At 64.1% G+C, this 15,520-nt stretch carries 14 protein-coding genes; 3 read left to right on the forward strand and 11 right to left on the reverse strand.

The window, feature by feature from the left end:
* Positions 1–44: 44 nt before the first annotated feature.
* Genes U5805_RS20440 through U5805_RS20460 form a run of 5 tightly spaced genes read right to left on the reverse strand, consistent with a single transcriptional unit; the run spans position 45 to position 5,957 of the window.
* The gene (locus U5805_RS20440; RefSeq protein ID WP_322105314.1) at positions 45–272 is read right to left on the reverse strand and encodes a hypothetical protein; all 228 of its coding nucleotides are present in this window, start codon (positions 270–272) and stop codon (positions 45–47) included.
* 23 nt (positions 273–295) lie between these two features.
* Positions 296–2,314, reverse strand: coding sequence for an acetyl/propionyl/methylcrotonyl-CoA carboxylase subunit alpha (locus U5805_RS20445; protein ID WP_322105315.1), 2,019 nt, complete (start codon positions 2,312–2,314; stop codon positions 296–298).
* An 11-nt stretch (positions 2,315–2,325) separates the two neighbouring features.
* Positions 2,326–3,117 (reverse strand): enoyl-CoA hydratase/isomerase family protein, encoded by a 792-nt coding sequence (locus tag U5805_RS20450; protein WP_322105316.1) that lies wholly within the window; start codon positions 3,115–3,117, stop codon positions 2,326–2,328.
* 16 nt (positions 3,118–3,133) lie between these two features.
* The gene (locus U5805_RS20455; RefSeq protein ID WP_322105317.1) at positions 3,134–4,741 is read right to left on the reverse strand and encodes a carboxyl transferase domain-containing protein; all 1,608 of its coding nucleotides are present in this window, start codon (positions 4,739–4,741) and stop codon (positions 3,134–3,136) included.
* Positions 4,742–4,775: 34 nt separating this feature from the next.
* Positions 4,776–5,957, reverse strand: coding sequence for an isovaleryl-CoA dehydrogenase (locus tag U5805_RS20460; protein ID WP_322105318.1), 1,182 nt, complete (start codon positions 5,955–5,957; stop codon positions 4,776–4,778).
* Positions 5,958–6,146: 189 nt separating this feature from the next.
* Here U5805_RS20460 and U5805_RS20465 point away from each other — a divergent pair, with 189 nt between their 5' ends.
* Positions 6,147–6,896, forward strand: a complete 750-nt coding sequence (locus tag U5805_RS20465; protein WP_322105319.1) for a TetR/AcrR family transcriptional regulator — start codon at positions 6,147–6,149, stop codon at positions 6,894–6,896.
* Between the two features lie 62 nt (positions 6,897–6,958).
* Here the strand turns inward: U5805_RS20465 and U5805_RS20470 are convergent, their stop codons facing one another.
* From U5805_RS20470 to U5805_RS20495, 6 genes are all read right to left on the reverse strand, one after another.
* Positions 6,959–8,452 carry a chemotaxis protein CheW gene (locus U5805_RS20470; protein ID WP_322105320.1) on the reverse strand — a complete coding sequence of 498 codons (1,494 nt, stop codon included), beginning with the start codon at positions 8,450–8,452 and terminating at the stop codon, positions 6,959–6,961.
* A gap of 13 nt (positions 8,453–8,465) precedes the next feature.
* Positions 8,466–9,002: a chemotaxis protein CheD gene (locus U5805_RS20475; protein WP_322105321.1), complete on the reverse strand. Its 537-nt coding sequence runs from the start codon at positions 9,000–9,002 to the stop codon at positions 8,466–8,468.
* Positions 8,999–9,841, reverse strand: coding sequence for a protein-glutamate O-methyltransferase CheR (locus tag U5805_RS20480; RefSeq protein WP_322105322.1), 843 nt, complete (start codon positions 9,839–9,841; stop codon positions 8,999–9,001). The genes U5805_RS20475 and U5805_RS20480 overlap by 4 nt, the downstream gene beginning before the upstream one ends.
* Before the next feature lie 16 nt (positions 9,842–9,857).
* The gene (locus tag U5805_RS20485) at positions 9,858–11,555 is read right to left on the reverse strand and encodes a methyl-accepting chemotaxis protein (RefSeq protein WP_322105323.1); all 1,698 of its coding nucleotides are present in this window, start codon (positions 11,553–11,555) and stop codon (positions 9,858–9,860) included.
* A 421-nt stretch (positions 11,556–11,976) separates the two neighbouring features.
* Entirely contained in the window at positions 11,977–13,656 is a 1,680-nt protein-coding gene (locus U5805_RS20490) for a DUF3443 family protein (protein ID WP_322105324.1), read from the reverse strand.
* Positions 13,657–13,669: 13 nt separating this feature from the next.
* Positions 13,670–14,134 (reverse strand): DUF2844 domain-containing protein, encoded by a 465-nt coding sequence (locus U5805_RS20495; protein ID WP_322105325.1) that lies wholly within the window; start codon positions 14,132–14,134, stop codon positions 13,670–13,672.
* A 423-nt stretch (positions 14,135–14,557) separates the two neighbouring features.
* Here U5805_RS20495 and U5805_RS20500 point away from each other — a divergent pair, with 423 nt between their 5' ends.
* The gene (locus U5805_RS20500) at positions 14,558–14,950 is read left to right on the forward strand and encodes a hypothetical protein (protein WP_322105326.1); all 393 of its coding nucleotides are present in this window, start codon (positions 14,558–14,560) and stop codon (positions 14,948–14,950) included.
* A 25-nt stretch (positions 14,951–14,975) separates the two neighbouring features.
* Positions 14,976–15,506: a YMGG-like glycine zipper-containing protein gene (locus U5805_RS20505; protein WP_322105327.1), complete on the forward strand. Its 531-nt coding sequence runs from the start codon at positions 14,976–14,978 to the stop codon at positions 15,504–15,506.
* Positions 15,507–15,520: the final 14 nt, after the last annotated feature.

The raw sequence follows: 15,520 nt of genomic DNA on the forward strand, positions 1-15,520 counted from the left end.
AGGCGTTCCGGAGAAGGAACGCCTTTTTTATTTCAGCGCGACGATTAACGCAACTTCTCCGCATAGCGCTTTCGAACCATGCGATTGATGTAGCCATTCAATCCTTGCCCCGCGATTGCCAGGCGTTGCATCTCGGAGACGAACCGCGCACCTGGACTTGCCGCCGTGTACGAATAAATCGAGCCGTCCCCGTACTGCACGGCAATGGCGCCTTCGCTAATTTCATACGCGACGATATTCGAATCGCCGCCCAGATTTTTATAGCGCTCCATGATCCGCAGCCCGCCGTCAATCGCTACGCCGCTTCGAGCACCAGAAGCTGCGCGCCGTCCGCCACTTGATCGCCTACCGCGTAAAGCACTTCGGTCACTTTGCCCGCAGTCGGCGCGCCGATCGTATGCTCCATCTTCATCGCTTCCATGACGATGAGCGGCGCGCCCTTTTCGACGACCGCGCCCGGCTCGACCAGCACGGCGACCACCTTGCCCGGCATCGGCGCGGTCAGACGGCCTTCGCCATGCTCGGCGTCGGCGGCATGCGCGAGCAGGTTCTGCCATTCGAAAGCCATGGCCGCGCCAAGGCAGAATACATGGAACACGTCGCCGTCCGCGAACACGTTGCCCGTTACGCGCGTTTCGCCGAGGGTCGCGCCGAATTCGCCCGCCCGCGCGCCGCGCCACCACGCATAACGATCCGCCTGCCCCGAAAACGCGAGCGTTTGCTCGCCTTTATCGTGCGTGAACACCGAGGTCAATGCGGCGTCTGTCGCCATGTCGCGCCACGTAAAAGTTTGCGCGAAGCCGCTATTCAGGCGCCAATGCGCCAACGCCTGCCACGGCGAAGCGCTGGCCGTGGCGGCCCCTTCCCGCGCCAGCAGCGCGGCGCATGCGAGCGCAAGCGCTTCGCGAACCGGTTGCTTGCGCGGCGCGAACAGCGCGTCGTGATGACGCTCGATCAAACCGGTATCGAGATCGGCATGGGCAAACGGTTCGCCATTCACGAGCCGATGCAAAAACTCCACGTTCGTATGCGGCCCGACCACCTCGCATTGTTCGAGCGCGCGCGACATGCGAGCGAGCGCTTCCTCGCGCGAAGCGCCATGCACGATGAGCTTCGCGATCATCGGATCGTAAAACGGCGTGATGGTATCGCCTTCGCGCACGCCGCTGTCGATGCGCACCGTGGCGCGCTGCGCGGCATTCGCGCCTTCACCGATGCGAAACTCCACGCCCTCGGGCATGCGCAAATGCTTGAGCGTGCCCGTGGAAGGCAGGAACCCGCGCGCGGGATTTTCCGCGTAAATGCGCGCTTCCAGCGCATGACCCGTTACGCTCAGTTGCGACTGTTCGAGCGGCAACGGCTCGCCCGCCGCCACGCGCAACTGCCATTCGACGAGATCCAGCCCCGTGATCATTTCCGTGACCGGATGCTCGACCTGCAAGCGCGTATTCATCTCCATGAAGTAGAAGTCCGTGCCCGTCATGATGAATTCGACGGTGCCCGCGCCCACGTACTGCACGGCGCGCGCGGCGGCCACGGCGGCCCCGCCCATCGCGCGGCGCACGTCGTCGGCAAGCCCCGGCGCGGGCGCTTCTTCCAGCACTTTCTGATGACGGCGCTGCACCGAGCAGTCACGATCGAACAGGTACACGGCGTTGCCATGCCGGTCGGCGAACACCTGCACTTCGACGTGACGCGGACGCGCGAGGTACTTCTCGATCAGCACGCGGTCGTTGCCGAAGCTGCTCGCCGCTTCGCGCTTGCACGACGCGAGCGCCGCCGTGAAGTCGTCGCTGCGCTCCACCACGCGCATGCCCTTGCCGCCACCGCCCGCGCTCGCCTTCAACAGCACGGGATACCCCATGGCGTCGGCTTCGCGTTGCAGCAGCGCGGCGTCCTGGTCGTCGCCGTGATAGCCCGGCACGAGCGGCACCGCCGCCGCGTGCATCAGCGCTTTCGCCGCGGCTTTCGATCCCATCGCGGCAATGGCGTCCACCGGCGGGCCGATAAAGACGATGCCTGCCGCTTCGCACGCGCGCGCGAAATCTTCGTTCTCCGAAAGAAAGCCGTAGCCCGGATGAATGGCCTGAGCCCCGGTCGCGCGCGCGGCTTCGATGATGCGTTCGATGCGCAAGTAACTTTGCGCGGCGGCCGCCTCGCCGATACGCACGGCTTCGTCGCAATAGGCAACGTGTTTGGCGTTCGCGTCGGCGTCCGAATAAACGGCCACGCTCCCGATGCCGAGCCGACGGCACGTAGCGGCAACCCGGCAGGCGATTTCGCCGCGATTGGCGATGAGAATCTTGTTGAACATGAGCGCTCTCGTTAGTGATTCGTGCGCCAGTTCGGCGCGCGCTTTTCGAGGAACGACGACACGCCTTCGCGCCCTTCGTCGCTGGCACGAATGCGTGCGATGCGTGCGGCGGTATCTTCAATCAGGGCTTCGTCGATCGTTTCGCTCGCGATGTCTTGCACGAGCTGCTTGCATTCGCGCACTGCGTTCGGGCTGTTGGCGCACAGCGTTTCGGCAATGCGCTGCACGGTGGCGTCCAGCGCCTGCGCGCTTACCGCTTCGCTCACGAGCCCCAGGCGCCATGCCGTTGCGCAGTCGAACGCTTCGGCCGTGACGAAGTAGCGGCGCGACGCCTGCTCGCCCAATGCGCGAATCACATACGGCGCGATGGTCGCGGGCATCAGACCGAGGCGCGCTTCCGAAAGGCAAAAATTCACCGTTTCCGCGGCCACGACGATATCGGCGGCGCACACGAGGCCCATGCCGCCCGCGTAAGCGTCGCCATGCACGCGCGCGATCACCGGCTTCGGGCAGCGATGGATCGCGGCGAGCATACGCGCGAGACGCATGGCGTCGGCGCGATTTTCGTCGTCCGAATAACCGGCCATCTTGCGCATCCAGTTCAAATCCGCGCCCGCGCAAAAAGCCTTGCCGTTGCCCGCGAGCACGATCGCACGCACGTCGTCGCGCGCGCCGAGCGACGTGAACGCGGCCGTCAATTCGGCGATCATCGTTTCGTTGAACGCGTTGCGCACGTCGGGCCGATCGAGCGTAACGGTGGCCACGTGTCCCGCGATTTCCACAGTGAGCGTTTCGTAGTGCATCGCTTTTTCCTCGCGCTTACATGCGGAACACGCCAAAGCGCGTATCGTCGATCGGCGCATTCATCGCGGCCGACAAACCGAGCCCGAGCACGTCGCGCGTTTGCGCGGGGTCGATCACGCCGTCGTCCCAAAGGCGCGCGCTCGCGTAGTACGGATGACCCTGGCGTTCGTATTGATCGCGAATGGGCTGCTTGAACGCGTCTTCTTCCTCGGCGCTCCAGGCGCCGCCCTTCGCTTCGATGCCGTCGCGGCGCACCGTGGCAAGCACCGAAGCGGCCTGCTCGCCGCCCATCACCGAAATGCGCGCGTTGGGCCACATCCACAGGAAACGCGGCGAATACGCGCGCCCGCACATGCCGTAATTGCCCGCGCCAAACGACCCGCCGATGATGACCGTGAACTTGGGCACCTTGGCCGTGGCCACGGCCGTGACCATCTTCGCGCCGTTGCGCGCGATGCCTTCGTTTTCGTACTTGCGGCCCACCATGAAACCGGTGATGTTCTGCAAGAACACGAGGGGAATCTTGCGCTGTGCGCAGAGTTCGATGAAGTGCGCGCCCTTCAACGCCGATTCGGAAAACAGAATGCCGTTGTTGGCGACGATGCCGACGGGATGGCCCCAGATATGCGCGAAACCCGTAACCAGCGTGGTGCCGTAACGCGCCTTGAATTCGTCGAACGCCGAGTCGTCGACAATGCGCGCGATCACTTCGCGCACGTCGAACGGCTTGCGCGTATCCACGGGAATCACGCCGTACAGGCTTTGCGCGTCATAACGCGGCGGCAGCGGTTCTTTCAACGCGAGCGGCGGCGTCTTGACCCGATTGAGATTGCCGACGATCGAACGCGCAATGGCCAGCGCGTGCGCGTCGTTTTGCGCGAGATGATCGACCACGCCCGAGAGACGCGTATGCACGTCGCCGCCGCCCAGGTCTTCGGCGCTCACTTCCTCGCCGGTGGCCGCTTTCACCAACGGCGGGCCGCCGAGAAAGATCGTGCCTTGATTCTTCACGATGATGGATTCGTCGCTCATGGCGGGCACATACGCGCCGCCCGCCGTACACGAGCCCATCACCACGGCAATCTGCGGAATGCCTTGCGCGGAGAGATTTGCCTGGTTGTAGAAAATGCGGCCGAAGTGATCGCGGTCGGGAAACACCTCGTCCTGATTCGGCAAATTCGCGCCGCCCGAATCGACCAGGTACACGCAAGGCAAGCGGTTTTCCTGCGCGATTTCCTGCGCGCGCACATGTTTCTTCACCGTGACGGGATAGTACGTGCCGCCCTTCACGGTGGCGTCGTTGCAAACGATCACGCACTCCTGGCCCGCAATGCGGCCAATGCCGGTGACAATGCCCGCGCCCGGCGCGTCGTCGTTGTACATGCCGTAGGCCGCGAGTTGCGAAAACTCCAGAAACGGCGTGCCCGGATCGAGCAATTGTGCAATGCGCTCGCGCGGCAGCAGCTTGCCGCGCGCCAGATGCTTGCCGCGCGCCGCCTCGCCGCCGCCCAGCGAAAGCTTCTGGATCTTCTCGCGCAAATCCGCGACCAGTGCGTCGAGCGCCGCGGCATTCGCCTTGAATTCTTCCGAGCGCGGATTGAGCTTCGATTCGATGATCGGCATCCTGCCTTCTCCCTTGAAGCGGAAATAGTTAGGATTACATCGTTTCCGCGAACAGCTCGCGGCCGATCAGCATGCGGCGAATCTCGCTCGTGCCCGCGCCGATTTCATAGAGCTTCGCGTCGCGCCACAAACGGCCCACCGGATACTCGTTGATATAACCGTTGCCGCCCAGAATCTGAATCGCCTCGCCCGCCATCCACGTGGCTTTTTCAGCGGTGTAGAGAATCACGCCGGCGCAATCCTTGCGCACCTGGCGCACGTGTTCCGCGCCGAGCGTGTCGAGTTGACGGCCCACCGCGTAGAGATACGCGCGGCACGCCTGGAACGTGGTGTAAAGGTCGGCGACCTTGCCTTGAATAAGCTGGAATTCGCCGATGGCCTGACCGAACTGCTTGCGGTCGTGAATATAAGGCACGACGTTATCCATCACGGCGGCCATGATGCCCGTGGGGCCGCCCGCGAGCACGGCGCGCTCGTAGTCGAGGCCGCTCATCAGCACTTTCACGCCACCGTTGAGTTGGCCGAGAATGTTTTCTTCCGGCACTTCCACGTCCTGAAACACCAGCTCGCCCGTATGCGAACCGCGCATGCCGAGCTTGTCCAGCTTTTGCGCCACCGAAAAGCCCTTCATGCCCTTTTCGACGATGAACGCCGTCATGCCGCGCGGGCCGGCCTGCGGATCGGTTTTCGCGTAGACCACGAGCGTGTCGCAGTCGGGGCCGTTGGTGATCCACATTTTCGTGCCGTTGAGCACGTAACGATCGCCTTTCTTTTCGGCGCGCAGCTTCATGCTCACGACGTCGGAACCCGCATTCGGCTCGCTCATGGCAAGCGCGCCGACGTGCTCGCCGGAAACGAGTTTAGGTAGATATTTCTGCTTCTGTGCCTGCGTACCATTGCGGTGAATCTGGTTCACGCAAAGATTCGAATGCGCGCCGTACGAAAGCCCCACGGAAGCCGATGCGCGCGAGATTTCCTCCATCGCCACCATGTGCGCCGTGTAGCCCATGTTCGCGCCGCCGTATTCCTCGGAAACGGTCATGCCGAGCACGCCCAGCTCGCCGAACTTGCGCCACAGGTCCATGGGGAACTGGTCCGTGCGGTCGATTTCCGCCGCGCGCGGCGCGATTTCCCTGGCAGCGAAACCCGCGATGCTGTCGCGCAGCATTTCGACTTCTTCGCCAAGCGGGAACTGCAAACCGGGTGCGTTGCTCATTCTTGTCTCCATGGAATCTGTCGCGCTCATGGCGCACGATGAACGCCATTTCACGCCACATTTACGTAAACGTCAATAGGCGTTTCTGAGTAACGCTCAAATCGGCTTGATAACGCAAAAAACCTTGAATTTACGCGCTTCCAGCAAGCATAATTCGGCTTACCTCGCTGCAAGTTGAATCGAACTCAAATGTCTACCCTTCCCGCCCAGAAAGCCGTTCTACCCGCGTCGCGCCGCCAGCCGGCCGGGCGCAAGTCGCAGCAGCGCGTGCGCGAAATTCTGGAAGCGGGTCGCGAAGTGTTCTCCGAAAAGGGCTACGCGCGCGCCACCACGGCCGAAATCGCGCAGCGCCTGGGCATTTCCGAAGCCACGGTGTTCAGCTACTTTCGGGGCAAGCGCGAGTTGTGCGCGCGCGTGATCGGCGACTGGTATGACGAATCCATTGCCGCGATCGAAGGCGGTCTGCCGCGCGACGGCACGGTGCGCCAGCAGTTCGGTTTCATCGTGCGCATGCATCTGCAACTGATGCTGGAAAGCGGCACCGGCATTTGCGAACTGGTGCTGTCGGAAGGGCGCACGCGGCATCATGAATTGAGCGAGGCGCTCATCGAAATGCAGCGCCGCTATACGGCGCCGCTCATGCGCGTGCTCGCGCGCGGTCAGGAGAACGGGCAAATTCGCAAGGATCTGCCGCTGCGGCTGCTGCGCTCGCTCGTGTTCGGGCCGATGGAGCACGTGCTGTGGGACGCAACGCTCGCAAATCGCCGCACGGATATCGACGCCACCGCCGAGCGACTGGCCGACGCGCTGTGGTCGGCGTTACAGCCGCCGCAACTCGAGCTTGCGGCGCTTGCGCAGTTCAGCCAGGACGTGGGCGAAGCGCTGCGCCGGCTCGAACGCGAGCGCGGCGCGGCGGCAAAGACACCGGAAAAACGCTAAAAAATCGCAGAAAAAGCGTGGAAAAAGCTTCAGGAAATCGCGGAAAAAGCGCGGAAAAAGCGTCAGGAAATCGCGGCTTCCTCGGCCACGCGCGCGCATATTGCCGCGGGCTCGAATAGCATCACCGTGCCTTGTCCCGGCAACTCCACCGCTTCGCGCATGTCGTTGCGCACATGCGAACCCTCGCCGCGCGTGAGCATGGAAGGCACGGCCATCTGCGCCGCGCCATTGAGCGTGACGATATCCTCGACTGAATCGACAAGGAGTCCGTACTTTTCGCTCTCGTACTCGACGATCAGGATCTTTGCCCGCGCGAGATCGTCGTAAGGCGGCATCGCATACATCGCGCGCACGTCGATCACCGTCACCAGCGTGCCGCGCAAGTTCAGCACGCCGCGTACGAATGCGGGCAAGCCGGGCGTAGGCACGATGTCGTCGCGGTATTCGATCACCTCGCGCAACTGCGCGATACGCACGCCGACCAATTGCCCGATCCGGAACGTCACCAGCGTTTGCCGCGTGCGCGCGCCGCGCTGCTGCGCCGCGTCCGCCTTCGCGGCCACGTTGCGATACAACTCGCGATGCCCGGCGGCAACGGCCGCAATGCGCGCGTTGCCGAACAACGCGTCCGCATTCAGCAGCAGCACGCCCGCGCGCGTGGCGGAGGCGAGATAGCCCGAGAACAGCGTGCGTTGCGCATTGCCGCCATACGTGGGCATGGGCAGCAGGTCTTCGTCGCGATACGCCACAATGCTCGCCACCTCGTCCACGAGCAAGCCGAAATGCCGGTCGTCGCGGTGCAGGATCACGATGCGGCGATCCTCGGCGCGCGTCTCCTGATCGTCCGCAGGCGTGAATCCCAGAAACCCGCCGAAGTCGAGCACCGGCACCGTCACGCCGCGCAGATTGAGCATGCCGATACATACGTCGTCGGCGAGCGGCGACTGCTGCAACGGCGGCACGCGAATGATTTCCTGGATCGCGCCCATCGGCAATGCGAGCGCCGTCGCGCCCACCTTGAACGACACGTTCTTGTGCTGCGCGCCTGGCGTGCGGCGCGCGGCAACGCGCGGCGCGGCCTGCGCAAGCTGCGGCATGTCGCGCAAGTTCAGCAGCACGGCGGGCGCGAGCACTTGCAGGATGCGCTGGCCCTCGTCGAGCTTGAGCACCGCGCCAATCGCGGAAGGCGCGCCGCCTTCCGGCACTTCGAGCGTGACGATCTGCTCGCGCGGCACGCGCAGAATTTCGCCCGTTGCATCGAATTGCAAGCCAATGCGCGCGCCGCCCGTTTCGACGATCGCGACCTTGCGCGCCGTGGCGGCGCTGGGGGCGTCGAGACGCAGTAGCTGACGCAGATCGACCACCGGAATCAGCGTTCCGCGCAGATTGAACAGGCCGAGCAAGTACGCAGGCGCGAGCGGCACGGGCGTCAGCGTTTCGGGGTGATTCACCACTTCCTGAAGGGCGGCCACCGGCAACGCCAGTTCCGAGCCGGCCAGATGAAACGATCCGTATAGTTCGACGTTCGCGCCGGCTGCGGAAGTACGCAAGCTCATCTCGTGGCTCCTTTCAGGACGAACGCGGCATGGCGCGCTGCTGCTGCGCCGGGCGCGAAAAATGGCGCACGGCGTAATGATGCTGCGCGCAGTCGATGGTCAGCTGGCGCCCGCATTCGCCGCCCACGTCGACATGCACGACCTTCAGGCGCGCGTCAGCGAGCAATTGCTTAGCCATCCTTACGTTCAAGTCGCCGATGGGTTCGTGCAGGCTCGTGCGGTGATGCATCATGTTCGCGCCGCCCGCGAGCACCGCTTCGATCTCGCCCGCGGGCGCATCGTTCGCACGCATCATCGCGAGCAATTTGGGCAGCGCTTCGACCACATATTTCGCCCCGTTGCCGGCCTGCTGCACGGCAGCGCCCGCGGCCCGCGCCGTTCCGGCCGGCCCGGGCAACAGGCAATGCGCGAGGCCGTACGTTGCGCGCGAGCGCCACAGCAAGCCGATGCCGACGCACGAGCCCAATGTCGCGCGAAGAATTTTCGCTTCTTCGCCGCTGCTCACGGCAAGCTCGCACATGCGCACTTGCACGTCACGCTGGTAGCTCATGCTTGCGCTCCAGGTTGCCGCTCCAGGTTGCGATAGATGAGCGGCTGCTCGAACGCGAATCCGTCGGCCACGCGGCTCAGCGACTCCGACTCGCCGACGATCAGCACCGCGCCCGGCCGCATCGCGCGGCGCACGTTGGCAAGCACCGCCTTCTGGCCTTCCAGATCGAAATAGATCAGCACGTTGCGCAACAGCACCAGATCGAACTGGCCGAGTTCGCGCGGCACGTCATAGAGGTTATGCCGGCGAAAGCTCACGTGCGCGCGCAATGGCTCGGTTACGGCGATACCGTTCGCGTCGCTGCGAAAGTACTTCTGCACCAGTTCGGGCCGCTGCTGGCGCAAGCCTTCCATGCTGCGGCCAACGTAATGCCCGGCACGCGCGTTCGCGAGAATGCCGTCTGAAATGTCGGTGCCGACGATCGCGTAACGCATCGCGGGATGCCGCGCTCGAAACTCTTCGCAGAGCATGGCCGTGCTCCACGCTTCCTCGCCGCTCGACGCCGCCGCCGACCACACGCGCAAGGTTTCGCCCGCGCGATTGGCGGCCCAATGCGGCAAGAAATCGCGAGCGAGATAATCCCAGATGCGCGGCGTGCGAAAGAACGAAGTTTCGTTCGTCGTGACCAGGTCGACGAAATCGCGCACTTCTTCGGCGCTCGTGGCGAGCACGCGCAAGTAATCGCCGTAATCGGGCAGGCCCAGCGTCATGATGCGGCGGCGCAAACGGCCCTTGAGCATGACCCATTTACGCTCGTTCATGGCAATGCCGGTATGCCGGCGCACCTGCTCGAACAACGCGCGGCGCACCGTCAAATCAGCGTCGTTGTCGATATCCACTGCGGTTCTCCGAGCGTCACACCACGAAGCGCGCCACCGTGGTGTCGAGCCCTTCCGCGCCGCCCTTGAGGACCGCCGCCGCGCGCGCGATGGTATCGCACGCGCCCGCCGATTTTTCGGTCTCCTCAGCAACTTGCTGGATTGCCGCGCTCACTTCGCGGGCGGCAATCAGTTGCTCGTCGGCGCCGCAGGAAATCTCGGAGATTGCCTGCGTCGTGCGGCTCACGCCTGCGAGAATGCGCTCGAACGCCTCGCCTGCCTGCTTCGAAATTTCGCTGCCTTGCGCCACGCGCTTGACCGACTCGTTGATGAGCTTCGAAATTTCCTTGGTGGCCTGCGAGGAACGCTCGGCAAGCTTGCGCACTTCGTCGGCCACCACGGAGAAGCCAAGGCCGTGTTCGCCCGCGCGCGCCGCCTCGATCGCGGCGTTGAACGCGAGCAGATTCGTCTGGCTCGCGATCTCGCCAATCACCTTGATGATCTCGCCGATGTCTTCCGACGAACGGTTGATGAGTTCCATCGACTCGATCGAGCGCGTCACGGCTTTCGCGCCGCGTTCCGCTTCCACCTGCGTATCTTTGGCGAGTTGGTCGGCGCCGCGCGAGTTGTCCGCGATCGAATTGATCGAAGCGGTGAGTTCCTCGATCGACGCGTTCATTTCCTCGACGGTCGCGCCCAGCAACTGCGCGCCGCTCGCCACCGTATCGGCGCGCGCGGCAATGTCTTGCGAGGAGTCCTTGAAGGTGCCCGCCGAGTCCACGACTTTGCCGATCACGCTCGCGAGATCGCTCATCATGCCCTTGATGCCGGCCGCGAGCTGGTCGATAGGATCGCTGCCGTTCGCCTCCACTTCGCCAGTGAGGTCGCCGGCCGCCGCGCGATTGACGACCGCGAGCAGCTTTTCGACCTTGCGTTGATCCTCTGCGGCGCGACGCTTCACGCTTTCTTCGAGTTCGACTTGCGCGGTGACGTCGTTGGCGAACTTGATGACTTTATAGAGGCGCCCGTTCACGTCGAAGATCGGGTTGTACGTCGCCTGAATCCACACCACGCGCCCGCCCTTGCCGATGCGCTTGTAACGCCCCGCGTCGAATTCGCCGCGATTGAGCTTGGCCCAAAACTCGCGGTACTCGAGGCTTGCCGTGTAGGCTTCCTCGCAAAACATGCGGTGATGCTTGCCGAGAATTTCCTCGAGCCGATAACCGAGCGTGTCGAGGAAGTTTTGATTCGCGTGCAGCACGATGCCGGCCGTATCGAATTCGATCACGGCCTGCGCCTTGTCGATGGCGCGCAACCGTCCTTCGTATTCGGCGTGCTGCGCCTTGATGGCGGTGACGTCGGTGGCGAACTTGATGATCTTGTAGGGACGGCCGTCCGCGCCCAGCACGGGGTTATACGATGCGTTGATCCAGATTTCGCGCCCGTTGCGGCCGAGGCGCCGGTATTCGCCGCGATCGTACTCGCCGCGCGCGAGACGCTCCCAGAAGTTGCGATAGGCGTCGGTCTGCGCGTAATCGGGATCGCAAAACATTCGATGATGCTTGCCGCGCACTTCTTCGATCGTATAACCGACCGTGGCGAGAAAATTTTCGTTGGCGTTGAGAATATTGCCCTGGAGATCGAATTCGATTACTGCCTGAACACGGTGCAATGCCGCGCTAATGGCGCTCAATTCGTCCAGGTCTTGCGGACTGACCAGCGTCGAATGTTCCATTGTCTTTCCCTCGCTTTTCGTTGCGCGTGCGAAATCGCTACGGCTTCCGGCTTTGCCGCCGGCCATGCGCCGGCAGTTCTCTCAGGTATTTATTCGAGGCGTTCCGTGACTGCCTTCGTACTCGGTCCTGCCCGCGCCGAAAGCGCCGCAAGCCCTGCTTTTGCGTGCTTTGGCGCGTCTTTCGAAAGCGTCCTACTTGCGTGATAACGGCGGCGGGGCAGCCGACTTTAGCGCGGGTTTCCCCTTACGCAATTTTTTTCATTCGGACCTGCCGCGGGTCATGAGCATTGCATGGCAATTTAATTTAATTAAATGGCGTTCAATGCAAACATTTCCGCGCATGAATGGCGTTCATTCATAAGCCATAAAAAAAGCGCACTTTTGAGTGCGCCTTTTATGCGGAATAGCAGTTTTTATCCGATTAATTGCTCGTGTAGGCGACGTATGGACCGGTTCGCCCGCCAGCCGACTGCGCACCCTCGATGCCGTAATACACGCGCCGCCCGTAGAAGAACGGCAAGCCTAGATCGACCATCTGGCCGATGTAGCCCGCGAGGTTGCTGAACGCGTGGTTGCCGGAATTGATCAGCGAAACGGCATTGGCAAAGCGCACCGTCACCTTCGCGCTCGCGTTCGCGAGATCGCTGATCGTGATGTCGCGCGTCCACTCGCCCGGCGGCGCGTAAAAGCCGGCCCACTGTGTGATCGTGCGGTCGTCGAAGTTCGTGGAGTTCGAACCGGAGTCGATGAAGGCCAACACCGACGCGCCGCCGTTGTAGCTGCCCTGGAAATCGCCCCAGCGGTCCGTGGCGAGTAGGGTGGTGGACGCGCTGCTCAACGAGTTGTTCGCCTGCGTTCCCACGCCGAAGGTCAGCGTGCCGCTTGCGGTGCGCGCGCCGCTGGAGGAAATGGCCGGCATTTCCACGATCACGCCGTTGTTGTCCACCGGGAAAAGCGAGACCGGATTCGTCACCTGCTTGACGAGCGGAACGGCCACCGGCGTGGCGGGTTTCGCATCGACGTAATAAGCGCCTTCGATTGCCGCCGCCGCGCAGGACGTGCCGCAGTCGTATTGCGCGGTGCCGATGCCGAGAATGCCATTCGCGCCAAGCACGGAGGGCGAGCTGAGCGGCACGTTGTAGGCGCAGCTTTGCGGCTTGTCCGACACCACGGCGGGGTCCGTCATCACATGGATCGGCACGGCGGCGGCCACTTCGCGCGAGAGCTTGACGTCGGCGGTGCGCAGGCTGCCCCATATGTGCCCCGAGGCGAAGCTGGCGCAGACGGCCAGGTTCTTGCCGCTCGCGGCATCGGTCTGAATGGGCAGCGCCGCGAGCGTTGCGGGGGGAATCGCCGAGGCGTAGAGGCGCAAGCCAAACGAGCCGGTGTCGAGCAGCACGTTGTCGATGGTCGAACATTTCGCTTGCGCGCCGCTGTTCGGCTGGCAGATCGTCACGCTCACCAGCGGGAAGTTGACTACGCTCGACGCCGGCGAAACCAGCACGGGCACCGTATTGCCAAGGTCGGCCGACGCGCCGCCGCCCGTATTCGCACCGTTGCCGGAATTGGTCGACCCCGACGAGCCGGAGCCGCTCGAACCCGAACCGCCCGTTCCGGCGCTCGAACCGCCCGAGGTGCCCGAGCCGGAGGCGCCGCCCGAACCGGCATTGGCGCCGTTTGAACCGGAGCCGTTTGAACCGGAGCCGTTTGTGTTGGAGCCGTTCGAATTGCCACCGTTCGAATTCGAGCCGTTCGAAGCGGAGCCGCCAGTGCCTGCCCCGCTCGAATCGGCGCCTCCGGAAGTCGCCGCGCCGCCGCCTGAATTGCCCGATCCGGCCGCGCTCGATTCCGACGCCCCCGAACCGGACGACGCCGTTCCGCCGCCGCCCGCCGCCGCCGCGGAGCCATTCGAGCCATCCGAACCATTCGACGCGTTCCCCGAGCTGCCGCCGCCGTCGCTGCCCTTGCTCCCCGCCCCGTTGTTCTGTACGTTCGCCCCGCCGTTCGACGCCGCAGGCGCGCCATCGTCGCCGCCACCGCCGCCGCATGCCGCCAGCACCAAGCTCAGCATGAGCGCGGAAACCACCGTTAGTTTCTTCATCGACATTCCCCGCTTATCGGATCTGATCTGCACTCACGCCCTGCGGCAGCGCGCGCGGCAGCCACGCGCGCCCCACAAGCGCACCCATGTGACCGCCCGATTCGACGACGAGATCGTCCGCGTGCATCGAAACCGGCCCGGCGCCGCCGCCGCGCGTCGCCCGCGCATTCGCGAGTCCCTGTTGCCACGCGGGGAAATAGCTGCCCAGCAGCGACTGAAGCGAGCCCATGCTCGGGCCGTTCCAGGCCACGCCGAACACAACCCCCTTCGCATCGAGGTATTCGCGGACCACGGTTCCGTTGGCGAGCGTCGCCGTGCTCACCGTGTAGGCCGCCGCCGCGCCCTTGCCCGCCGCCATCACGCGCTGGTCCGGCACGGTACGCAGGCCGTGGTAGGTGGGCGCGCCGCCCAACGCGGCCCACGCCGGCGACGCCGCCAGCACCGCGAGAGCGAGCGCACCCGTAAGATTTTTCTTCATGTTGTAGTCCTAACTAATTTTTGAGGGCTGGCAAGCAACGACTCGTCAGCGATATAGCGCTGAAAGTCTATTTCAAGCTGGCGGAAGGCCTACGGCGACAAAGTGGAAATGACTTTTCGAGGATGCCCGGCGTTGCGATGCGGCGAACCGCGCGCCGGACTTCAATGTCCAATTGTTACAAGCGATGCGGGGATGAATCGAGCACGTTGGGGCGCGTTCGCGGAGAATGCGCGCCGAAAGCGCGCTATTCACGACCGATAGGCACTGGCGCCGCGTCGGGCACGCGGCATGTGCAACGTTTCTGTAACAACTCGAAAAAACGGTGGAAATCGCGTAATTGCAATGATTCCCGCGATGTCATAGCGTTCGGGAATCCGCTGGCGTGCGACGTCGCCGCCAGTCTTTCCGTCTCTGGAGATCGTTGTGAGAAGGTCGAAACTCTTCCTTGGGGCCGCTGCGGCCGCCATTGTGTGTGCGAGCGGCGCGGCGCATGCGGCGCACGTCGGCGTCTTCATCGGCGGCGGCGTGCCGTATTACTATCCGGTCGCGCCGGTGCCTTACTACTACGCGCCGCCGCCCGTGATCGTCGCGCCGCCGCCGGAGCAGCCCGAATACATCGAGCAAGGCCAGCCGCAAGGCGTCGCGCCGGACGAACAGTCGCAAGAGCAATCCGATACGCCGCCGGGCGTCGCGCCCGGCAACGACAGCGGCGACACCTGGTATTACTGCAACGCCTCCAAAACTTACTATCCCTACGTGAAGCAATGCTCGTCGGGCTGGCGCGCGGTGCCGGCCCAGGCAGCGCCTTCGAACTGAACACCTTGACGATATCGAGTCGCACATGAAATCCACTTATCTCGCGCTGCTCGCCACGGCGGGCCTCCTGAGCGCGTGCGCGGTCGTTCCGCAAGGTCCGAGCGTGATGGCGCTGCCGGGCACGGGCAAGACCTTCGACCAGTTCCGCAACGACGACTACAACTGCCGCCAGTTCGCGTTCCAGCAAACCGGCGGCGTGGACGCCAACCAGGCCGCCACCAATGCGGGCGTCGGCAGCGCGGTGGTCGGCACGGCGCTGGGTGCGGCCGCGGGTGCGGCGTTCGGCGGGGGCCAGGGCGCGGCCATCGGCGCGGGCGCGGGTCTGCTCGCGGGCAGCGCGGTCGGCATGGGCAACGCGCAAGGCACGGCCTACGACGTGCAGCGCCGCTATGACTACGCCTATCTCCAGTGCATGTACGCGAACGGCAACCGCGTGCCGGCGCCGGGCCGCATGGCCACCCAGCAGCCGTACCAGACGTATCAGACCGCGCCGCAGCAACAGCGCTATCTGCCGCCGCCTCCGCCGGGATCGCCGCCGCCTCCCGGCGCATATTGATCGAACGCACCAAG

Origin of the sequence: Paraburkholderia sp. J41, assembly GCF_905220235.1 — a bacterium.
Lineage (GTDB): Bacteria > Pseudomonadota > Gammaproteobacteria > Burkholderiales > Burkholderiaceae > Paraburkholderia.

Coding starts and splice junctions, on each gene's coding strand:
- U5805_RS20450 (WP_322105316.1), bottom strand. CDS start 3,117: ATGCACTACGAAACGCTCACTGTGGAAATCGCGGGACACGTGGCCACC.
- U5805_RS20505 (WP_322105327.1), top strand. CDS start 14,976: ATGAAATCCACTTATCTCGCGCTGCTCGCCACGGCGGGCCTCCTGAGC.
- U5805_RS20460 (WP_322105318.1), bottom strand. CDS start 5,957: ATGAGCAACGCACCCGGTTTGCAGTTCCCGCTTGGCGAAGAAGTCGAA.
- U5805_RS20440 (WP_322105314.1), bottom strand. CDS start 272: ATGGAGCGCTATAAAAATCTGGGCGGCGATTCGAATATCGTCGCGTAT.
- U5805_RS20475 (WP_322105321.1), bottom strand. CDS start 9,002: ATGAGCTACCAGCGTGACGTGCAAGTGCGCATGTGCGAGCTTGCCGTG.
- U5805_RS20455 (WP_322105317.1), bottom strand. CDS start 4,741: ATGCCGATCATCGAATCGAAGCTCAATCCGCGCTCGGAAGAATTCAAG.
- U5805_RS20485 (WP_322105323.1), bottom strand. CDS start 11,555: ATGGAACATTCGACGCTGGTCAGTCCGCAAGACCTGGACGAATTGAGC.
- U5805_RS20445 (WP_322105315.1), bottom strand. CDS start 2,314: ATGTTCAACAAGATTCTCATCGCCAATCGCGGCGAAATCGCCTGCCGG.
- U5805_RS20465 (WP_322105319.1), top strand. CDS start 6,147: ATGTCTACCCTTCCCGCCCAGAAAGCCGTTCTACCCGCGTCGCGCCGC.
- U5805_RS20490 (WP_322105324.1), bottom strand. CDS start 13,656: ATGAAGAAACTAACGGTGGTTTCCGCGCTCATGCTGAGCTTGGTGCTG.
- U5805_RS20470 (WP_322105320.1), bottom strand. CDS start 8,452: ATGAGCTTGCGTACTTCCGCAGCCGGCGCGAACGTCGAACTATACGGA.
- U5805_RS20495 (WP_322105325.1), bottom strand. CDS start 14,134: ATGAAGAAAAATCTTACGGGTGCGCTCGCTCTCGCGGTGCTGGCGGCG.